General features: G+C 70.4%; 20 protein-coding genes and 1 tRNA gene. 13 read left to right on the forward strand and 8 right to left on the reverse strand.

Annotation, left to right across the window (positions count from 1 at the left end; translation table 11 throughout):
- Positions 1-89: 89 nt before the first annotated feature.
- Positions 90-1,199: a fatty acid desaturase family protein gene (locus tag LQK89_RS01705; protein ID WP_231049967.1), complete on the forward strand. Its 1,110-nt coding sequence runs from the start codon at positions 90-92 to the stop codon at positions 1,197-1,199.
- Positions 1,200-1,251: 52 nt separating this feature from the next.
- Here the strand turns inward: LQK89_RS01705 and LQK89_RS01710 are convergent, their stop codons facing one another.
- Positions 1,252-2,274, reverse strand: coding sequence for a LacI family DNA-binding transcriptional regulator (locus LQK89_RS01710; protein ID WP_231049968.1), 1,023 nt, complete (start codon positions 2,272-2,274; stop codon positions 1,252-1,254).
- A 218-nt stretch (positions 2,275-2,492) separates the two neighbouring features.
- Between LQK89_RS01710 and LQK89_RS01715 the strand changes: the two genes are divergently transcribed.
- From LQK89_RS01715 to LQK89_RS01735, 5 genes are all read left to right on the forward strand, one after another.
- Entirely contained in the window at positions 2,493-3,494 is a 1,002-nt protein-coding gene (locus LQK89_RS01715) for a glycosyl hydrolase family 32 (protein WP_231049969.1), read from the forward strand.
- Positions 3,495-3,598: 104 nt separating this feature from the next.
- Complete coding sequence (locus tag LQK89_RS01720; protein WP_141860054.1) at positions 3,599-4,924, forward strand: sugar ABC transporter substrate-binding protein; 1,326 nt, start codon at positions 3,599-3,601, stop codon at positions 4,922-4,924.
- A 74-nt stretch (positions 4,925-4,998) separates the two neighbouring features.
- On the forward strand, positions 4,999-5,985 hold the full coding sequence (locus LQK89_RS01725; RefSeq protein WP_231049970.1) for a carbohydrate ABC transporter permease: 987 nt from the start codon (positions 4,999-5,001) through the stop codon (positions 5,983-5,985).
- On the forward strand, positions 5,982-6,830 hold the full coding sequence (locus LQK89_RS01730; protein ID WP_058741728.1) for a carbohydrate ABC transporter permease: 849 nt from the start codon (positions 5,982-5,984) through the stop codon (positions 6,828-6,830). Before LQK89_RS01725 ends, LQK89_RS01730 begins: the two co-directional genes overlap by 4 nt.
- A complete protein-coding gene (locus LQK89_RS01735) occupies positions 6,827-7,813 on the forward strand; it encodes an alpha/beta hydrolase (protein ID WP_231049971.1) in 987 nt (328 codons plus the stop codon). The genes LQK89_RS01730 and LQK89_RS01735 overlap by 4 nt, the downstream gene beginning before the upstream one ends.
- Positions 7,814-7,936: 123 nt before the next feature.
- Here LQK89_RS01735 and LQK89_RS01740 read toward each other — a convergent pair whose 3' ends face one another.
- Entirely contained in the window at positions 7,937-9,247 is a 1,311-nt protein-coding gene (locus tag LQK89_RS01740) for a PQQ-dependent sugar dehydrogenase (protein WP_231049972.1), read from the reverse strand.
- Positions 9,248-9,417: 170 nt separating this feature from the next.
- Positions 9,418-9,936: a hypothetical protein gene (locus LQK89_RS01745; protein WP_231049973.1), complete on the reverse strand. Its 519-nt coding sequence runs from the start codon at positions 9,934-9,936 to the stop codon at positions 9,418-9,420.
- Between the two features lie 174 nt (positions 9,937-10,110).
- Between LQK89_RS01745 and LQK89_RS01750 the strand changes: the two genes are divergently transcribed.
- From LQK89_RS01750 to LQK89_RS01760, 3 genes are all read left to right on the forward strand, one after another.
- A complete protein-coding gene (locus tag LQK89_RS01750; RefSeq protein WP_058741725.1) occupies positions 10,111-10,461 on the forward strand; it encodes a PadR family transcriptional regulator in 351 nt (116 codons plus the stop codon).
- An 80-nt stretch (positions 10,462-10,541) separates the two neighbouring features.
- Positions 10,542-11,405, forward strand: a complete 864-nt coding sequence (locus tag LQK89_RS01755) for a hypothetical protein (RefSeq protein WP_231049974.1) — start codon at positions 10,542-10,544, stop codon at positions 11,403-11,405.
- Positions 11,402-11,911, forward strand: coding sequence for a hypothetical protein (locus tag LQK89_RS01760; protein ID WP_231049975.1), 510 nt, complete (start codon positions 11,402-11,404; stop codon positions 11,909-11,911). Before LQK89_RS01755 ends, LQK89_RS01760 begins: the two co-directional genes overlap by 4 nt.
- 28 nt (positions 11,912-11,939) lie before the next feature.
- Here LQK89_RS01760 and LQK89_RS18140 read toward each other — a convergent pair whose 3' ends face one another.
- Positions 11,940-12,683, reverse strand: coding sequence for a Type 1 glutamine amidotransferase-like domain-containing protein (locus LQK89_RS18140; RefSeq protein ID WP_442874071.1), 744 nt, complete (start codon positions 12,681-12,683; stop codon positions 11,940-11,942).
- Positions 12,684-12,686: 3 nt separating this feature from the next.
- The gene (locus LQK89_RS01770; RefSeq protein WP_269145913.1) at positions 12,687-13,466 is read right to left on the reverse strand and encodes an alpha/beta fold hydrolase; all 780 of its coding nucleotides are present in this window, start codon (positions 13,464-13,466) and stop codon (positions 12,687-12,689) included.
- A gap of 80 nt (positions 13,467-13,546) precedes the next feature.
- On the opposite strand from LQK89_RS01770, the gene LQK89_RS01775 reads away from it, so the two are divergent.
- Positions 13,547-13,837, forward strand: a complete 291-nt coding sequence (locus tag LQK89_RS01775; protein WP_058741000.1) for a hypothetical protein — start codon at positions 13,547-13,549, stop codon at positions 13,835-13,837.
- Positions 13,838-13,891: 54 nt separating this feature from the next.
- Here LQK89_RS01775 and LQK89_RS01780 read toward each other — a convergent pair whose 3' ends face one another.
- Positions 13,892-14,848 (reverse strand): hypothetical protein, encoded by a 957-nt coding sequence (locus tag LQK89_RS01780; RefSeq protein ID WP_231049978.1) that lies wholly within the window; start codon positions 14,846-14,848, stop codon positions 13,892-13,894.
- A 141-nt stretch (positions 14,849-14,989) separates the two neighbouring features.
- Between LQK89_RS01780 and LQK89_RS01785 the strand changes: the two genes are divergently transcribed.
- Entirely contained in the window at positions 14,990-15,244 is a 255-nt protein-coding gene (locus LQK89_RS01785; protein WP_231049979.1) for a hypothetical protein, read from the forward strand.
- A gap of 335 nt (positions 15,245-15,579) precedes the next feature.
- On the opposite strand, the gene LQK89_RS01790 is transcribed toward LQK89_RS01785, so the two are convergent.
- A tRNA-Gly gene (locus LQK89_RS01790) sits at positions 15,580-15,650 on the reverse strand.
- Between the two features lie 208 nt (positions 15,651-15,858).
- Between LQK89_RS01790 and LQK89_RS01795 the strand changes: the two genes are divergently transcribed.
- Both LQK89_RS01795 and LQK89_RS01800 read left to right on the forward strand, forming a co-directional pair.
- Positions 15,859-16,947, forward strand: a complete 1,089-nt coding sequence (locus LQK89_RS01795) for a DUF6177 family protein (RefSeq protein ID WP_231049980.1) — start codon at positions 15,859-15,861, stop codon at positions 16,945-16,947.
- Position 16,948: 1 nt separating this feature from the next.
- On the forward strand, positions 16,949-17,284 hold the full coding sequence (locus tag LQK89_RS01800) for a hypothetical protein (protein WP_231049981.1): 336 nt from the start codon (positions 16,949-16,951) through the stop codon (positions 17,282-17,284).
- Between the two features lie 36 nt (positions 17,285-17,320).
- Here LQK89_RS01800 and LQK89_RS01805 read toward each other — a convergent pair whose 3' ends face one another.
- On the reverse strand, positions 17,321-19,366 hold the full coding sequence (locus tag LQK89_RS01805; protein ID WP_231049982.1) for a cytochrome c oxidase assembly protein: 2,046 nt from the start codon (positions 19,364-19,366) through the stop codon (positions 17,321-17,323).
- Between the last annotated feature and the right edge of the window lie 16 nt (positions 19,367-19,382).

A 19,382-nucleotide genomic window follows, 5' to 3' on the forward strand; every position in this document is an offset into this window, starting at 1 on the left:
ACATCTGCGCGACCTACGGTTCCGGGAAGCGCGAACGCGTGTACTCCCGGACCGGTCGAAGGACCGCTCACCTCGAAGAGATCGGTCCGATGACGACGATCCCGCTCGCCCCCGGCTTCACCCGCACCCGTCCCGGGAACGGCAGCCGCTCCGGCACGTCCACCTACTCGGCGCTGCTCGCCCAGGTCAAGGACCACGGTCTCCTGCGACGCCGCACCGGCTTCTACTGGTCGCTGTTCGGCGGCCTCGTCGCCACTCTCGCCCTGGCGTGGGTCGCGTTCTCGTTCCTCGGCGACTCGTGGTTCCAGCTGATCGTCGCGGGGGTGCTCGGCGTGCTGTTCACGCAGTTCGCGTTCCTGTCGCACGAGGCCGCGCACCGCCAGGTGTTCGCGTCGCAGAAGTGGAACGACCACGCGGGCCGCTGGGTCGGCACCTTCCTGGTGGGCTTGAGCTACTCGTGGTGGATGAACAAGCACACCCGCCACCACGGCAACCCGAACACCGTGGGCAAGGACCCGGACATCGAGCCGGACGGCATCCGCTTCCTGCCCGAGGACGCCGCTGCGGCCAAGGGGCCGTTCATGCGCACCTTCCTGCGCTTCCAGGGCTGGCTGTTCTTCCCGCTGCTGACGCTCGAGGGCGTGAACCTGCACCGGCACGCGGTGGTCTCCGTCGTCCGTGGCGCCGGTGGCCGTCCGGACACGAAGGGCCGCGTGCTCGAGGGCACGCTGCTCGTGGCGCGGTTCGCGATCTACCTGACGGTGGTGTTCTGGTTCCTGCCGTTCGGGATGGCGTGCGCGTTCCTCGGCGTGCAGCTGGCCGTGTTCGGCGTGATGATGGGCGCCTCGTTCGCGCCGAACCACAAGGGCATGCCGACCATCGCGCACGACGCCAAGGTCGACTTCTTCTCCCGCCAGGTCCGCACCTCCCGCAACATCCGTGGCGGCTGGTGGGTGTCGTTCCTGATGGGTGGCCTGAACTTCCAGGTCGAGCACCACCTGTTCCCCTCGATGCCCCGGCCGGCGCTCCGGCAGGCGCGGCTGCTCGTGCGGGACCACTGCGACACCCTGGACGTGCCCTACACCGAGACGACGCTGCTGCGCTCGTACGGGATCGTGGTGCGCTACCTCAACCGCGTCGGCCTGACCGCACGCGACCCCTTCGCGTGCCCGATGGTCGCGCAGCTCCGCATCCACTGACCCGGTCCGCTGCGCCCGGGCGTCGGTACTGGCGCAGGGGTCGGGTCCGAGATCAGTGCGGACGGTCGAACGACCGGATGCCCGCCGGGACCGCCGACACCGACCCGCGCACCCGCACGGGCATCGGGACCAGGTGCTCGGCCGGCACCAGGTCGGGCTGCAGCAGCAGCCGGACGGCCAGGGCGCCCATCGCCTCGTAGGGGAGCGCGGCCGTCGTCAGGGTCGGCTCCAGGTAGAGCGCGATGTCGTCGTCGTCGAACGACACGATCGAGACCTGGTCCGGCACCGACAGGCCCACCTCGGCCAGCGCGCGGTAGACGCCGAACGCCAGTCGGTCGTTCAGCGCGATCACGGCGGCAGGGCGTCGGCCCGCGGTGAGCAGGTCGCGCATCGCGGCGTACCCGTGGTCGGGATCCCAGGGGTGGCAGTCGACCTCGGCCACCGGCACGACCCCGTGTGCGTCGAGCGCGGTCGTGATGCCGTCGAGCCGTCGTTCGATCGCGGCGGTGCTCCACTCGACGGTCGCCGATCGGTCCCGCCCGATCAGGACGACGTCGTCGGTGTGCCCGGCGTCGAGCAGCAGTCGCACGATCTCCTCGCCGCCGGCGCGCTCGTCGGCGAGCACGGTCGCCGTGGGCCGGGTCGCGACGGCGTTGAGCATCACCGTCGGGATGCCCCCGCCCACGTCGGGCAGGTCGACGGGGTGCGGGCGGATCGATGCGTAGACCAGGCCGTCGACCTGGTGGTCGATGAGGACCCCGAACGCCGCGGCCATCGCGTCCTGCTGGTCCTCGGTCTCCGTGATGAACAGCACGTGGCCCTGCCGCTTCGCCTCGGCCAGGGCACCGCGGATCATGCCGCTGCCGAACCGGTCGGTGGTGATCGCCTCGGACACCAGCCCGATGACCCCGGAGCGACGGGTCGTCAGCGACCGTGCGGTCAGGTTCGGGCGGTACCCGAGCTCGCCCGCCGCGGCACGGATGCGCGCGGCGGCGTCCGCCGACACCCGGGATGCGGGGTGGTCGTTGAGCACCTGCGAGACGGCCGCCTTCGACAGGCCGACCTGTTGCGCCACGTCCGAGAGCGTGACGCGTCGCGCGCTCACGGCAACTCCGCGGACTGTTTGCGCATTCGCTCATCATACGGGCTTGACAGCGGGTGGTGAACCGGTACACCATTCGTGATCAACCGGTTCACCAATGCGGGTGCAACCGATGACGACCTCGATGAAGAGTGGTGCCGAGCAGTGTGTGACCTCCTCCTGACCGACCCTGACCGTCTGTGCGGTGCGCCGTGCTGAGGGTGCCCGACCACTGGGTGTGGGACTTCTGGTTCGCCGACGACGGTGCACGCCACCACGTCTTCTTCCTGCAGGCGCCGACCGCCCTCGGCGACGAGGGGCGACGCCACCGCGCCGCCCGCATCGGCCACGCCGTGAGCGACGACCTCGTCCACTGGGAGCCGGCGGAGCAGCCGTTCGGCCCCGGATCCGGCGACGACCACGACGCGACGACGACGTGGACCGGCAGTGTCGTCCGCGGCGACGACGGCCTGTGGCGGATGTTCTACACGGGCACCCGGTTCCTCGCCGACGAGCCCGACCACACGAACGTCGAGACCGTCGGTGTCGCCGTGTCCGAGGACCTCCGCACCTGGGTCAAGCGCCCGGGCCCGGTGACCCGGGCCGACGCCCGCTGGTACGAGACGCTCGGCGCCGCACCGGACGCCGACGGCGCGGTCTTCCGCGAGGAGGCCTGGCGCGACCCCTGGGTGTTCCGGGACCCGGCGGGGGACGGCTGGCACATGCTCGTCACCGCGCGCACGAACTCGGGCCCCCTCGACGAGCGCGGGGTGATCGGCCACGCGGTGTCCACGGACCTCGAGCACTGGGAGGTCCGACAGCCGCTCAGCAGTCCGGGCTCCGGCTTCGTCCACCTCGAGGTCCCGCAGGTCGTCCAGGTGCAGGGCCACTGGTTCCTGCTGTTCTCGTGCCCGGCCGAGGCGCTGAGCCCCGCGCACCCCGCCGCGGACACCACCCCCGGGACGTGGGCGATGCCGATCGACGACCCGACCGGTCCCTTCGACGTCACCCGCGCGGTCCCGCTCACGGACGCCACCCGGTACTCGGGCCGACTCGTGCAGCGCCGCGACGGTTCGTGGGCCCTGGTGACCTTCGAGAACGGCGCTCCGGGCGAACCGCTGCCCGGCGTGCTCACCGACCCGGTCGACGTCGACGTCGTGGACGGCCAGCTCGTCCTGCGTGCGACCACGTCCGCGGGCGCGGCTGCGCGCTGACCCCGACCCCCACCCCTCACTTCCCCTCCACACCCCTCCGGCTCCACGGCTCAGCGCCTGCGACCCGGAGGTCCCGACCCGAAGAACCCCTCCAGAGGAGAACCATGAACACCAAGCACATCGCCCGTCGATCGGGGGTGGCCATCGCGGTGCTCGCGGTCGCCGCCGCCGCACTCACCGGCTGCTCGGCCGGTTCCGGATCCGGCAGCGCTGCCGGCGACGGCACCGGCGACATCACCGTCTGGGGCCACCAGGGCCAGACGAGCGAGGTCACCGCGATCCAGGACACCGTGAAGTCCTTCAACGCGTCGCAGAAGAAGGTGCACGTCACGCTCAAGCTGATCTCGGGCGACACCTACACGAGCACCGTCACGAACACCCCGACGAACAAGCTCCCCGACGTGCTCGAGATGGACGGCCCGACGCTCGCGAGCTACGCCTACAACGGCAAGCTCGCCCCGCTGACCGACTCCGTGTCGAAGTCGACCGTGTCGAACGCCACCGACGGCTCGATCGCCGAGGGCACGTACGACGGCAAGCTGTACGGGCTCGCCCAGTACAGCTCGGCGATGGGGCTGTACGGCAACAAGAAGCTGCTCGAGGCCGCGGGGGTCTCGATCCCGTCGTCCCCGTCCGAGGCCTGGACCCCGGAGCAGTTCTCCGACGCGCTGAAGAAGCTCGCCGCCGCGAACTCGTCGGGCAAGTCGCTCGACCTGTCCGAGTCGGCGCTCAACGGCGAGTGGGGCACCTACGGCTTCTCGCCGATGCTGCAGTCCGCCGGCGGCAACCTGATCAAGGGCGACAAGGCGTCCGGCGTGCTCGACTCGTCCGACTCGGTGAAGGCCCTCGAGGACATCGCGTCCTGGAAGCCCTACGTCGACTCGAACACCGACGGCAACGCGTTCCCGAACGGTCGCGTCGCGCTGAGCCTGAGCGGTCACTGGAACTACCCGACCTACTCCAAGGCGATCGGCAGCGACCTGGTCGCCCTGCCGCTGCCGAACTTCGGCGACGGTGAGAAGGTCGGCGCCGGCTCGTGGACGTGGGGCATCGGCTCGTCGACCAAGCACGGCAAGGCTGCTGGGGCATTCCTCGACTACCTGCTCAACGACGCGAACGTGAAGGCGATCACCGAGGCGAACGGCGCCCCGGCGGCGACCAAGTCGGCGTTCTCCGCGCAGAGCGTCTACCAGTCCGGCGGTGGTCTCGCCCTCTGGGGCCAGCAGCTGGAGCAGTCGTGCCCGGCGACCGCGATCACGAAGAGCTGCATCGCCGTCTACCGCCCGGTGACCCCGGGGTACCCGGTCATCACGTCGAAGTTCGCCAGCGCGCTGTCCGCGGTCTGGGGCGGCGCCGACGCGAAGGAGCAGCTGACCACGGCTGCGAAGTCGATCGACCAGGCCTACTCGGACAACAACGACTACAAGTGATCGGCCGTGGGGGCGTCGGAGTCCGACGCCCCCACCCCCGGTCACCCCGCAGAACCAGGAGACCAGGAGTCCTCGTGACCAGCACGACCACCCCGCCGCCGGCCGCGCCGGCCGCGCCGATCGCCGAACGGCGTCGCCGGGCACCCCGGCAGCTCCGTCGGCAGCGCAGTGACCTCGTCGCGGGGCCGCTCATGGCCCTGCCCGCGATGGCCGGCATCGTCCTCTTCATCGCCGTCCCGTTCGTCGCGGCCATCGGGCTGTCGTTCTTCAACGTGCAGCTCGGCTCGCCGCGCCCGCCGACCTTCGTGGGGTTCAGCCAGTACGTCCGGCTGTTCACCGACCCGGTCGAGGCGCCGCAGTTCCTCCGCGCGCTCGGGAACAACCTGTTCTTCGCGGTGGTCGTCATCCCGCTGCAGACCGGCCTCGCGCTCGTCTTCGCGGTCCTGCTCAACCAGCAGCTCAAGGGCATCCGGTTCTTCCGCACGTTCTTCTTCATGCCGGTCGTCTTCCCGATGGCCCTCGTCGCCGTGATCTGGCGCGTGATCCTCGACCGGAGCGGCAGCGGTCTGCTCAACAGCGCGGTCGAGACCGTCACCGGGGGAACGGTCGGCCCGCACGACTGGCTCGGCTCCGGTGCCACCGCGATGCTGTCCGTCATCGCCCTGTCGATCTGGCAGGGCGTCGGGTTCCAGATGGTCATCATCCTGGCCGCGCTGCAGGAGATCCCCGAGGAGCGCTACGAGGCGGCGCGACTGGACCGGGCGAACCGGTTCCAGCAGTTCGTGCACATCACCGTGCCGGGCGTCCGCAACACCCTGATCTTCGTGGTGCTGCTCACCACGATCTTCGCCTTCCGCGTCTACGACCAGGTGTACATCCTGATCACCACCGCCGGGGGTAACGAGAACGCCCTCCGCACCGTCCTGTACCAGGCCACGAACGCGATCATCACCGAGAACAGCGTCGGCCGCGCCACCGCGATCTCCGTCGTGCTCTTCGTGATCATCGTCGTCGTCGCGCTGGTGCAGCGCGCGGTGCTCCGACAGAGGAGTGAGAGTTGACCACCATCCGCCCCCGCCGCCTGGCGTCCAAGGCCGGGTCGTACGCGATCCTCATCGTCCTGTCGGCGCTCATGTTCGCGCCCGTCTACTACCTGCTCCTCGGCAGCTTCAAGCCGAGCAGCGAGGTGCTCGACGGCTTCACCGGCTTCCTGCCGATCCACCTGTCGCTCGACAACTACCGCGGGGTCTTCCGCGCGCTCGACTCGGACGCCACCGGGTACTTCTGGCAGTTCATGACGAACTCGGTGCTCATCTCGCTCGTGGTCGTCGTCGGCGGACTCGTCGTCAACGCCATGGCCGGATACTCGTTCGCACGGCTGCAGTGGAAGGGCAAGAACCTGGTGTTCCTGCTCGTCGTGCTGCTCGTCATCGTGCCGTTCGAGTCCGTCGCGGTCCCGCTGCTGTACCTGCTCAACGGCCAGCGGGACACCCTGGTGGTGCAGATGATCCCGTTCATCGCGAACGCGTTCTCGATCTTCTTGTTCTACACGTTCTTCCTCAACCTGCCGAAGAGCGTCGAGGAGGCCGCACGGCTCGACGGCCTCGGGGCCTTCGGCACGTTCGTCCGCGTGGTCGTCCCCAACGCCCGCCCGGTGTTCGCGACGGTGGCGATCCTGACGTTCCTGAGCTCGTGGGGGTCGTACCTCTGGCCGTCGATCGTCACGTCGGACCCGACCGCGCGCCCGCTGCCGCTCGAGATCAGCGTGTTCTCCGGACAGGAGCCCGTCGACTGGGGGCAGACGTTCGCGTTCGGCACCCTGCTCGTGCTGCCCGTCCTGATCGTCTTCCTCGCGTTCCAGCGGTACTTCATCCAGAGCGTCGCCGGATCGGCCGTCAAGGGATGACGCTCGACCCGCAGGTCCGCGAGCTCCTCGCGCGCCTGACGGACGAGGGCGGAGGGGGCGGTCCCGCGACCGTGGCGGGCCAGCGCGCGCAGGCCGCCCGGTTCGCGGCCCTCGCCGGCCCGACGGTCCGGGTCGGTCGTGTCCACGACCGGACCGTCCCGACCGCACAGGGACCGGTGCCGGTCCGGGTCTACACGCCGGAGCCGGAGCCGGAGTCGGCGCCGGATCCCGACCTGGTCCCGGACCCGAACCGGGACCAGGACCGGGCACTCCCCGTCACCGTGTTCCTGCACGGTGGTGGGTGGGTGCTCGGTGACCTCGACAGCCAGGACCACCTCGCCCGCGTCGTCTGTGCCCGCGCCCGGTGCCTGGTCGTCTCCGTCGACTACCGCCTCGCCCCCGAGCACCCGTTCCCGGCCGCGGTCGACGACGCCGAGGCCGTCACGACCTGGGTCCTCGACCACGCCGGTGAGCTCGGCGGCGACCCCGACCGGGTGGCGCTGTTCGGGGAGAGCGCGGGTGGGAACCTCGCGGCCGTCGTGGCGCAGTCCCTGCGGAGCCGTCCGGGCCCACGGCCGGTTTTCCAGGTCCTCGTGCACCCGGTGGTCGACCGCGCGGACGACAGCGAGTCGATGCGCGTGCACGCGGACGGCCCGGTCCTCACGGCGGCGCAGATGGACTGGTTCTGGGACACGTACCTCGGACCGGACGGTGAAGGATCCGACCCGCGGGCCTCCCCGCTCCGGTCACCGGACCTGCGCGGGGTCGCCCCGGCACTCGTGGTGTCGGCCGCGGTGGACCCGCTGCGCGACCAGGGCACCCGCTACGTCGCGGCACTTCGGGCCGCCGGGGTCGCGGTCGACCACGTCGTCGTCCCGGGGGTCCCGCACGCGTTCCTCTCCTTCACCGGGGACGTCGACCGCTCGCGTCGGGCGCTCGAGGACGTCGCCGACGCGCTCGCGTCCGCCTTCGCGCGCGCCTGATCCGACAGGCCCGGCCCCGACGGACCCGGCCCCACACCGGACGGGAGGCACGTGGCAGGCCCGCCACGTGCCTCCCGTCCGGTGTCCACCCGCCCTGCGGACCGGGCGCACGCGAGCCCCGGCTCACGACCCCGGGGTCAGCCGGTAGACCAGCCCCGCGGTGTCGTCCGTCACGTACAGGCTGCCGTCCGGGCCGGGCACGGCGTCCACCGACCGACCCCACCGCGACCCGTCGTCGTCCTGGAACCCCTCGACGATCGTGCGCGGCCGACCGAGGGTGTGCGCGCTGTCGTCCCAGGCGCTGTACGACACCGACGGTGGCCGCGGTGGCTTCCGGTTCCACGACCCGTGCGTCGTGACGAGTGCCCCGTCCGCGTACGCCGCGGGCAGGGCGCTCCCGCGGGTGAACACGAACCCGACCGGGGCGCTGTGCGCGGGGAGCCCGACCATCGTCGGGGTGACGGTGGCGCAGTCGAGGGCCTTCCCGTCGGGGTTGTTCGCGGGGTCGTCGACGTACCCGAGGTCGAGCAGGTCGGGCTTCCCGCGGGAGTCCGGCTGGCAGAACGGCCACCCGAGCTCGGCCCCCGCCGTGATCCGCGTCACCTGGTCGTCCGGGTGCTCGTTCACGTACGCCTGCACCCGCCGCCCGTAGTGCCCGCTGCCGTCGTGGAACGGGTACGGCTGCTGGTCGGCCTGGTTCACGGCGGCGAAGAGCGTGCCGTCCGGCGCGTGCGCGAGCCCCTCGCCGTTCCGGACCCCGGTGGCCAGCAGCGTGTCCCCGGTCCCGTCGAGCCGCACCTGCCGGATCACCGCGCGGTCGGGGTGGTCGCGGCGGTCGGCGCCGTCGCTGTTCGACGCGGAGCCGATGTCGTAGGCCACCACACCGTCCCGCACCGCGACGAACTTGCCGCCGTGCCCGCCCGTCGGCAGCCCGTCGACCAGGACCCGGTGGTCGCCGAGCGCGCCGTCGTCGTACCGCCAGGTCTCGATGCGGGTCGCCTCGCCGAGCACCACGACGGTCCGGCCGTCGTGCTCCGTCACCGCGACGCCCTGCGGGTCGTCCAGTCCGGTCGCGAGCCGGTGCACGGTCGGCGCCCGGTCCCCGCCGCGCGGCTCGAGGCGCAGCAGCTCCCCTTCGGAGCCGGTGGTCAGGAGCATGCTGCCGTCGGGGAGCCACGCGGCCATCCGCGCACCGGGGGCGTCCGCCCAGACCTCGGCGCGCCAGCCGCCGGGCACGCGCAGGGAGCGCCCCGCAGCGCGTCCGGCGCGCGCGCCGTCCGCAGTGGTCAGCCGCACGGTGTGCAGTCCGGGCGCCGGGTTCCCGGTCGTGGCCGCGGCCGCGGAGGGCGCCGCCTCGGGCGGTGCGGACGTGCACGACGCGATGCCCACCACGACGAGCGCCACCGCGGCGGCGCTGCCCAGGACCCTGCTCATCCGCTCCACAGCGGCAGGCTAGGCCGGGTTCGTCGCGGCCGGCACGCGAGTGCGCCAGCCGGACCGCCGTCGGCCGGACGCGCCCACGGGACGGACGGGAGGCCCGGGGCGGGCCCGCCGCGGGCCTCCCGTCCGGTGGGTCGCCGGCTCTGGAGCGGAGCGCTGCGCGCTCAGATCGCGCCGGCGATCGACCAAAACTCGGGACCCGGCTTGCTGATGAGGCGCTGGTCCGCGAACGACCCGTCGGCGAACGTGAGGCGCGCGACCGGAACCCCGCCCTGCGCGGTCTTCCCGGTGTCGACGATCGACGCGACCTGCGCCCGCGGGATCGTCACGAGGTGCTCCGCGGGGAGCTGATTGCCCGTCATCCCGAGGTCCCACATCGACAGGGACTGCTCGCTGATGACCATCAGGTAGGGGCCGGCCTCGTTCGGCAGGGTGCGGGCGGTGGAGCCCTCCTCGCCGCCGGTGTGCTGCGACCGCGAGACGGCCGTCTCGACCGCCGAGGTGACGAGGTTCATGAGCCGGCCGTCGACGCCGACGCCGCCACCGCCCCGCTTGAAGCCGCTCGGGACCACCTGGCTGTGGACGAGCACGCGGTCGCCGTTCGGGAGCAACCGGCCGATCTCGGACGCGACGTCGATCGCCGGGCCGGTGAAGAGCGCCTTGTACTTGTCCATCAGTCCCATGGGTCCTGCTCTCGTCGGGGAGTGCGCCGGTCGCGCTCCGTCGGCAAGAACCGTAGTGGCGGGGGATTTCTGTGGGGAAGCGCTTACATTCGTGGGGCTGGCTCACCGTCTCGCCGGACGATCGCGATCATTCCCGTCGTGGACATACTCCCATCATGGGAATAAGCTCACTGCGTGAGCACACCTGAACTCCGCGAGCCAGCCTTCTGGGTCCTGACCACGCTCGCTCGTGGGCGGGCGCACGGCTACGGGATCATCCAGTCCGTCGCCGAACTCTCCGCCGGCAACGTCGCGCTCGCCGTGACGACGCTCTACAAGACCCTGGAGCGACTCGAGTCGGACGGTCTCGTGGAGGGAGCCGGAGACGAGGTCATCGGCGGGCGTCTCCGGCGCTACTACGCGCTCACCTCGGCAGGGACCCGACGTCTGGAGGACGAGACCGAGCGGCTCGCCCTCAAGGTACGAGCCCTCGAAGCCGGACTCCGCCGACCGTCCGTCGCACCCGGTCGGGCGGTCGGAGCATGACCAGCGCGCAGGAGCGCCGGTACCGTCGCCTCCTCGGGTGGTATCCCCGTTCGTGGCGAGCCGTCCACGGTGAAGCCTTCGTGGGAACCCTCCTCGACGTGGCGGACGGGGAGGACCGCACGCATCCGACCCGCCAGGAACAGTGGGCGATCGCGGGTCACGGCATCGAGACGCGCCTCGACCGCATCGTCCTCCCGGAGGTCCGCAACGCCGTCAGCACCGCCGCGCTCGCGATGGGGGCCGGCCTCGGTCTGGCCGAGTTCGTCTTCACGAGTTGGTCTCCGTGGATCCACAGCAACCCGGCTCCGGGACTGATGGCCCAGATCGGACCGTTCCGTGACACCGGCTTCGTGTACGCCGCGCTCTGGGGCGTCGCGCTCTCCGCGGCTCTGGCCGGGCGGTGGGTGGTCGGGAGGGCAACACTGCTCATCCTGGTGTTGCTCGCCACTGTGTCGCCGTACTTCCTCGCGTCCCCGTCCGGCGTGTGGAGCGTCGACCGAGCGACGCTGTTCCTGCTCAGCACGTGTGCCGTCGTCGCAGCCATCGGACGACCTCACCGTTCGCACCACACCGCCGCAGCGGCGGTCGGCTGGGCGCTGCTCGGTGCGCTCAGCTACGTCTCGACGAGCGACCTCAGCGAATGGCTGTACAGCCGATCGATCTGGGGCGGGAACCTCTACGCCTGGTACGCGACCGGCGTCCTCGAGCTCGGAGCGATCGGGCTGGCGCTCGCACGCTACTGGCGAGCTGCCTTCACGATCATGCTGAGCCTGGCGCCCTACGTCGGGGCGCTCAGCTTCAACAGGCTCCGCGGCTACGTCGGTGACAGTGGCTCCGTGACCTTCCTCGCGGTACCGCTCCTGGTCGGCTTGCTCCTCCTGGTCCTGCACAGCTCCGAACGTCTGGAACTCCCCCCGGCGCCGAGCAGGCGGACCTCCCCGTGACGGAAAAGAACGAGAGATCCACCGCTCGCGACGCCGAGCAGGAACGGTCGCTCGTGTTCCGTGAACGCCACCGTGCGCCGAGTTGGATCGTGCTCCTCGGGACCATCGTCGCTGTCGGGAGTGCTGCTGCGCTCGCCGCCTCCGTGCCGTCGATGCCCGGCCGGTCCGTTGCCGACGCGAGCATGCTGGTCACCGTACTGAGCATCGGCACCCTGATCGGACTGGCCGCGGCAACCCAATCGCTCGTGATCACGGTGCGGGAAAGCACGCTCGTGGTGTGGCTGACGCCCTTCTTCCGGAAGGCGGTTCCGACCGTGCAGATCACCTCGGTCAGTGAGACGGTCATCGACCCGGTGACGTACGGCGGTGTCGGTGTCCGTCGCGCACCGGGAAAGCCACCGGCAGTGTTCCAGCGAGGCGGGACTGTTGCGGAACTCAGGATGCGAGACGGCTCGACGCTCATCCTCGAGTGCGACGACGTCGTCGGTCTCGCAGCGGCTGTCTGATGAGGACTCAGCCGGACGCCGATCGCGGTCAGAGCCCAGATCTGATGATGCTCGGTCGCCCGTTGTCCATGAGTAGAGCCTGGTCATCAGCCAGCGGAGTCAGGGCGTAGGAGTCGCGGTATGTGTCGAGGGTCTTCTGGATGAGTTCCGGCGGGTACGGCGGTAGGAGGCCGTCCGCGTGCGGGACCACCGTCTGATCGATCAGCGCGAGTCCGGCGTAGTCGGTGAGCGCTGGCCCCTCAGCGGGATCGTCCATCAAGGAGGCCGGGGTCACATCTGGTCCGGCGATGATCGAGCCGGCGCTCGCACCGATGTACGGCAGACCAGCCCTAACGCGCCCGACCAGCACGGCCGCGTTCCCACTCACACGCAACGCCTCCAGCAGGGCGAAGGTGCTTCCGCTGGCCACGTACACGGCGTCGACGTCCGCGAGGATCTGATCGAACCGGTGGGGGTCGGTTGCTCGTACGGTGACCGAGACGATGTGGCCAGCGAGCTTCTCGAGGGCGGCCTGTTCCGCCTCGACGAACGCAGCACCCGTGAACGATCGCTGCGCGTCATTGATGTAGGCGATTCGGAACCCGTCGAGCGGCGCCTTCGCGTGGTCCGGTCCGGTCAGGAAGGGCAGGATCGCACCGGTGTTCCGGGAAAGCAGGAGGATCTTCGCGGAACGTGACCGTAGAGAGACCCACCGACACCGTTGCCCGATATGGGAGGGGGTGCCCGTCTGCGAAGCGGGCCAGGTACCGATCGCCCCGTCTCGATAGCCGATCGGCTACCGGTCGATGCGTGCGAGCCAGTCGCGGATCAGGGCGGCGGTGATCCCGGGTTGCTCAAGGTGCACGTTGTGTCCAGCAGCGTCGAGGACGACGAAGCTCCCTCGCGGGTAGTGGTCTCGGAGTGCGAGCCCGTCCTCGTACCCGACGACGTCGTCCTGCCGACCGAACACGTGCAGGGCCGGAGCGGTGAACGGTTCCGGGTGGCGCTCCTCCGGCACGGCATCAAGTGCGTAATCCGCGGCGATACGGTCCATCACAGCAGGGTCGGCGCCACGGAGACCGGGCAGCACGTACCGCTCGAACGATGTGAACGCGGCGGCGTTCTGGATGACGCTGACCTCCTCGAAGGCTTCTCGCACATCGCCGGCGGCTTCGAGGACGGACGATTCGGTGTGCAGCACGGTGCGCTCGGGAACGACGCGGTCCGCGTGCGCCGGATGCACGACACCCGCCAGGGTCGCGACGCCGAGGACGCGGTTTCGGCGTTCGTGCGCGACGTGTCGGGCGATCATGCCGCCGAAGGAGTTCCCGATGACGGCGAAGGGCTCGTCGCCGAGGTGGTCGTCGATGTCGGCGAGTACCTCGTCGGCCACGTCGGCCGCGCTCGTCGCGGTTGCGGTCGCCGCGGCGGCTTCGGCCCACGGCAGGTCGAGGAAGACCAGTCGCCAAGGCAGGTCCTGCACCGCGTCCGCCAGCGGCAGCATGATCCGGTGATCGACACCGAAACCGTGGAGGGCGACAATCGGACGACCAGAACCAAGAACTCGCGCGATCACCCAGCAAGCCTACGAGCAACCAATCCCGATGGCCGATCGGCCACCGGACGGCGTTTTGCCTGCTGTGCGATCCTGCGGGTATGCGCTACCGGCTGATGAACGAGTACAGCGTCGACTGGCCGCTGTGGGACGACGACGGCCCTTGCGACGCTGGCACGCCGTCGTTCTCGCCCCGACTTGAGCGCGAGATTCTCGAATGGGCTCGCGACTTCAACGAGAACTACGGCATCGAAACTGGCTGGCCGACTGAGGCGGCTGCGCGCTCCCACGAACGCCAAGGACGTCGTCTGCTGCTGCTCGTCGAACGAGAGCTGCCGGAGGATGACGTGGTACTCGGCTACTGGGAGACCAACAAGCGCAAGGGGTTGTAGACCGCAGAGCCGTCCGCCCAGGCATCCGCTACCGGTCGTTACGCCGCGGCTGGTTCACAGAAGGGCGCCTGGCCGGTTAGCCACGACTCTGGGCGCGATGTGGAGGTCATTCATCGAGCCGGAGGGCATCGGTAGGCGGAATGTGTTGACCTCCGTGCGTTCTCCGGTTCCAGTGTGAAACGCATGGAAGGTGATGTCGCGTTGCTGCCTCGTGTAGAGCAGGACGTGATCGTCGTCGAGCCACCCAACGCATGGGGCTTCAGACCGTTGATAGTCGTCGGAGTCGATCGGCAGGGGCGTCGCATCTCGCCGTTCGAGGTCGAAGACCTCCACGCGGTACTCGATCGACCGGCCGATGGAGATGGTTCGTCCGAGGAGCTTCCGACCGTTCGGGCTCCACACTCCGGACCCCTCGGTGACGAACCCGTACCGCTGGTGAACGAGCCCGGCTGTCCGGTCGAATACTTGGATGGCGCCCACCGGATGACCCCACCAGGTGCAGTTGACCACGAGTCGGTGTCCGTCGGGTGAGAACTGCAACGTGTCCCCATCCAGGCTGGTGCTCAATGTGAATCGCGTGGGGAGTTCAATCCATTCGTCCTCCCGTGTTGCCGGCAACGAGAACGGTGACGGCAGCTGATCCCCGGCGGCGTTGCGGAGCCGGTAAATCGACTGTGTCGGGTGGTGGTTGACCCAGTCGGCCCACTCGACGCGGCATTCGTCGGCTGCGTCGCCGTAGAAGACCCGCGTGTTGCTCGGCCATGCTGGCTCCTCGGTCTCGACCCCAGACAGCAGGTCCAACGAGAATCGTCGATCTGGCAGTAGCGCGGATCCACTGGAGCCGTACCGCAGCGTCGTGCCATCGACCGAGAGTTGAAAGCCGTCAGGGTTTCGCTCTCGGAACGGCGCGGTGAGCTTGATGAGGCCTCGTCCGGGTTCCCACACCCACACTGCTTCCGGACCGCTTACAAAGAACGACACGGGCTCACGAGCGACCTTCGCCTGCGGCATCTCACTCCTCACCCTCACGGGCGGCAATCGAACTGCCCTCGTCGAGCCTGGCAGCAAGCACGTCCCGCACCCGGAGACCACACCGATGCGGTCTCGATAGCCGATCGATCGACGGGCCGCCCGACGCCGTACGCTCGCCGCATGAGACGCGTTCTCGATTTCCTCGGCATCACCCGGGCGAAGGGGTCACCTCGGTCCAAGATGCTCAGCGCGGTCATCGGGGGTGTCGGGCTGTTCTTCGTGCTCACTGGTGGTTCGGTGATCGCCGGCAACGTGGAAGCCGGTAGCCCCGCCGCGGTCTGGATCGGTGGCGCTCCGATTGTCGTGGGCGTGGCGTGCTGGGTCGTGGAGGGCGTTCTGAGTAGTCGACCGACAGGCGGCGGCCCGTCTCAGTAGCCGGTCCTCAACAGGCAGCCGTCCACACAGCGTCGTGTGACCGCTCCTGCCAGCAGATTTCCGAGATCAGCTGTCGCAAATAGGTGGTCCGCAAACGTTCGCGATGAAGGGGCGCCATCCGAACAGGCGTCGCCGCTCCGAGAGCGCCGCGGCCTTCCTGAACAACATCTGCCGAGGACGGTCCGACGACGCGGGAGCGCGATCGCTCCAGTGCCCGATCATCTCCGGGGCGACGCCGAGAACAGGCCGCCGACAACCGACGCGCCGATGCCCTTCCAGAGGAGGGAAGAAGCAGAGAGGCCAGGAGGCACCGAGAAGCGCCAGAACCCACAGAGAGCGAGTGACGGGAATCGAACCCGCGCTACCAGCTTGGGAAGCTGGAGTTCTACCATTGAACTACACTCGCGCATCCCGCCGAGCGGGACGCAGCAAGCCTAGCGGATTCCACGCTGGATGCCAGCCGAGCACCCGGCCGCGCGTCGCGCGGCGGACCCGCCCCGTGCCTCCAGGCCGTTCGTTGGGTCTCCCCTGTGAGGTGCCCCACCTGACGGACAGGTGTCGTCGCCGTGTGTACCGTCCAGGTGGATCGAGCCCCCGACGCGAGGAGGACCCGGATGGTCAGGCATCCCCTCATCGACGACGTGGTCGGCCCCGCCATCGTGGTCCGGTCCGCCTCGCCGGTGGTCTGGTTGACCGAGTCGCTGGCCGCCCTCCTGCGTCGCGCCGCCGAGTCAGGACGTACGGTCGTGCTCCGCACCGGACGGGAGGCAGCACTCACCCCCGCCCTGCGGCACGCGTTGGGCGCACACCACGCCGCGTGGGCGGTGGACGAGCCCGACGGATCGTTGCGGGACGGGCGGACGGGGGTCGCCGCCTCCGGCGTCGAGGACTTCGTCGAGCACGGACCCGAGCTGGTCGGCCCGCCGTCGCCGGCGCACCCCGAGGTCGCGGACTCGGTCCGGCAGATCAGCATCGACCTGACGCTCCGCCACCACGCGGACCGCGCGGTCGACATCGGCACCGCGATCGAGGCGCTCTGCGACACCGTCGGCACCTGTCCGACGCACTGGGGCACGAGCGAGCCGCTCACGGTGCCGTGGGACCGCTGGGTCGTGACGCAGTACGCCAAGCACGAGGCGCCCGGAGTGTCGACGTCGTACGCGGTGGGCAACGGGTTCTCGGCGACGATGACCGCGCACCTGGTGGACGGTGTGGTCGTGGAGACGATGTCGGCGGTGCTGACGATCCCGGAGGACGGCGCGGACCCGGCGCTCGCGTCGAAGCTCCTGGACGCGGTGCACCGGGTGTCGGACGAGGTCGAGCCGGTGTTCGGCGTCGTGATGCAGCGGCGGGGGGACGCCGACCACCTGGTCCGGGCGGCCTCGCACGGCGAGCCGTCACCCCTCGCGGTCGTGGTGGGTGCCGAGGCCACGGCGTTCCTGGACCGCGACGGTGTCTGGCCGCCCCCGCGCACGACGACGTCGGTGTTCGGCGGCGGGGGACTGGTCGTGCGGTTCGACGACGGGTGGGAGGCGCTCGAGGCGTTCCTGGACCGGATCGACGAGGACCGCTTCCTGCAGCTCGTCGGCGGTGCACCCCTCGACCCCGCGCACGACGACGGCGCCCTCGACGGACACGACCGCGGCGCGCACGCCGGGTCGCAGCGTACCGGTGGACAGCGGGGCGGTCAGGGTGCCGCGTGACGTGACGCTCCTCTGCCGCGGGCCGGTGGAGACCCGTGACGTGGCCGAGGCGCTGCTCCTGCACGACGAGACATGGGGGGTGCGTGCGCTCGACGACGGCCCCGTGCTGCAGGTCTGCCGGGACGCGGCGACGCCGGTGATCACGGTGCTCGGGGTCCGGCGCGTGGACTCCCTGGACGAGGTGCGGCGGATCCTGCCGGACGCCCCGTCGCTGTCGACGCCGCTGTGGTGGGTCGACACGTTGACGCCGCTCGGCGCCGCGGGGGAGCCGGGTGTCGCGGCCGCGCTCGAGGCGTCGATGGACCTCGACGCGTTCTGCATCGTCCACGGCGACTAGCGCCGCGCGGCTGCCACCGGGATGGTTCCGGGTCGGTCAGTCGCGGTCGTGCATGGCGGCGAGCCGCTCGTTGTACGCCTTGAGGTCGGCGTCGCCGTCGCGGTCGGCCTTGCGGTCCAGGCGCTTGGCGTCCCGCTTGTCCGTCCGCACCCAGTTCCGCACGACGAGCAGCGCAACGAACACCATCGGCAGCTCGGAGGCGCCCCAGGCGATCCCGCCGCCGGTGTGCTGGTCGGCGAGCAGTGCGGCGTCGTCCGTCTGTCCGAGCGCGTGGAACCAGTCGATCGCGAACACCGACTGCGAGGTCATCACGGCGACGCCGAAGAACGCGTGGAAGGCCAGCGTCGCGAGCAGCGCGATGATGAGGATCGGGTACGCCGGACGCTTCGGGCCCGGGTCGACGCCGACGAAGACCCAGAAGAACAGGTAGCCGCTGAACACGAAGTGCACGACCATCGCGACGTGCCACTCGTGGGACTGCATGGCGTACTGGTACGCCGGCGTGAAGTAGAACACCACGAGGGACCCGGCGAAGATCACCCCGGCGACGGCGGGCTTCGCGAGGAACTGCATGTACCGCGAGTGCGTGAAGAGCATGAGCCACTCGCGGGCGCCGCGGGAGCCGTCGTTCCGGACCGGGAGCGTGCGGAGGGCGAGCAGCACCGGACCGCCGAGCACGAGCGGCAGCGGCACGAACATCATCAGCAGCATGTGCTGGACCATGTGCGACGAGAAGTGGATCATCCCGTAGACCGCGGGGCCCGCCGAGGTGGTCCAGATGAACAGCGCGCAGCCGAGCAGCCACGCGATGGTCCGGCCGACGGGCCAGGAATCACCGCGCTGATTGAGCTTCCGGACGGCGAGCAGGTACCAGCCGGCCCCGACGACGGCGAGCGCGAGCCACACCCAGTCGATGTGCCACTGGGTCAGGTACGTGTGCAGGGTCTGCGCCGGCGGGTACGGGAACCCGATGAGCCCGGAGCGGGTGTCCTCGCCGGTCTCCGGCGTCTGCGGGATCGGCGGCTGCGAGCGGGAAACGGCGACCGAGACGCCGATGGCGACCGCCATGAAGACGATCTCGGCCAGGGCGAAGCGGACGAACAGTCGACGGTCGAGGGGGTCGCGGAGGAGCCCCGGCACGAGCTTCCGACGCTGCACGACCCCGGCGAGTCCGAGCAGCACGAGCACGGTGGCCTTCACGGTGATGAGCCAGCCGTACGTCGTCGTGACGAGGTCGAGCGGGCCGGTCAGCCGGAGCGAGGCGTTCACGATGCCCGAGAACGCGACGGCCGCGAACGCCCAGCCCGCGAGTGTGGAGTACCGGGCGACGACGCGTCCGGTGGCGCCCTTGGTCCGGGAGCGCAGGACGACCACGGCGACGAGCCCGCCGGCCCAGACGCACACGGCGACCAGGTGCACCGCGAGCGAGTTCACGGCGTTCGCGTGCTCGAGCGACCCGGCCGCGTGACCGGACAGGGCGAGCGGCAGGAGCGCGAAGAGCCCGAGGACCGTGGCGACGGCGAGCGTCGTGGCCCGGGTGGCGAACGCCGCGACGACCGTGGCGGCCAGGACGGCGACGGCCGACACCACGAGGGCCTGGCCGATCTCGACCTGGAACGCGAACAGCAGGAAGTTCCGCGCGAACACCGGGCTGGTGAGCGGCACGCCGAGGGTGTTCGCCCCGGTGAGCACGATCCCGACCACGGCGGCGAGGAACCAGACGGCCCCGGCCGACGCTGCCCAGCGCGCGGCGCGGTGCTGCACGCTCGACATCGCGCCGTGGTCCTGCTTCTTGGCGGGGAGCGCGAACGCCGCCACGACGAGCAGGCCGATCGTCAGGGCGGCCGTGGTGTCGTGCACCACCCGGGCGACCGGCAGGCCGTACTCGACGAGCTCGCCCGCCGAGACGAGCTGCTGCCCGGCGGTGAACGCACCGGTCACGGTCATGCCGAGCACGGCGCACGCGACGGCGAGCGGGATCGCGATGACGAGGACCGTCGCGACGGTGGAGTTCCGGCTGGCGACGGGGGCGGGGTCCGGTGCCGTGTCCCCGGGCTGCGTGGCGGCTGACGTGACGGTCATGACCGTCCAATGGTAG

Source organism: Curtobacterium sp. C1, from assembly GCF_021049325.1.
Classification (GTDB): Bacteria; Actinomycetota; Actinomycetes; order Actinomycetales; family Microbacteriaceae; genus Curtobacterium; species Curtobacterium citreum.

Bases quoted from the DNA above. Each gene is read 5' to 3' on its own strand.
- LQK89_RS01705 (WP_231049967.1), top strand. From the start codon at position 90: ATGACGACGATCCCGCTCGCCCCCGGCTTCACCCGCACCCGTCCCGGG.
- LQK89_RS01720 (WP_141860054.1), top strand. From the start codon at position 3,599: ATGAACACCAAGCACATCGCCCGTCGATCGGGGGTGGCCATCGCGGTG.
- LQK89_RS01735 (WP_231049971.1), top strand. From the start codon at position 6,827: ATGACGCTCGACCCGCAGGTCCGCGAGCTCCTCGCGCGCCTGACGGAC.
- LQK89_RS01740 (WP_231049972.1), bottom strand. From the start codon at position 9,247: ATGAGCAGGGTCCTGGGCAGCGCCGCCGCGGTGGCGCTCGTCGTGGTG.
- LQK89_RS01745 (WP_231049973.1), bottom strand. From the start codon at position 9,936: ATGGGACTGATGGACAAGTACAAGGCGCTCTTCACCGGCCCGGCGATC.
- LQK89_RS01775 (WP_058741000.1), top strand. From the start codon at position 13,547: ATGCGCTACCGGCTGATGAACGAGTACAGCGTCGACTGGCCGCTGTGG.
- LQK89_RS01780 (WP_231049978.1), bottom strand. From the start codon at position 14,848: ATGCCGCAGGCGAAGGTCGCTCGTGAGCCCGTGTCGTTCTTTGTAAGC.
- LQK89_RS01785 (WP_231049979.1), top strand. From the start codon at position 14,990: ATGAGACGCGTTCTCGATTTCCTCGGCATCACCCGGGCGAAGGGGTCA.
- LQK89_RS01795 (WP_231049980.1), top strand. From the start codon at position 15,859: ATGGTCAGGCATCCCCTCATCGACGACGTGGTCGGCCCCGCCATCGTG.
- LQK89_RS01805 (WP_231049982.1), bottom strand. From the start codon at position 19,366: ATGACCGTCACGTCAGCCGCCACGCAGCCCGGGGACACGGCACCGGAC.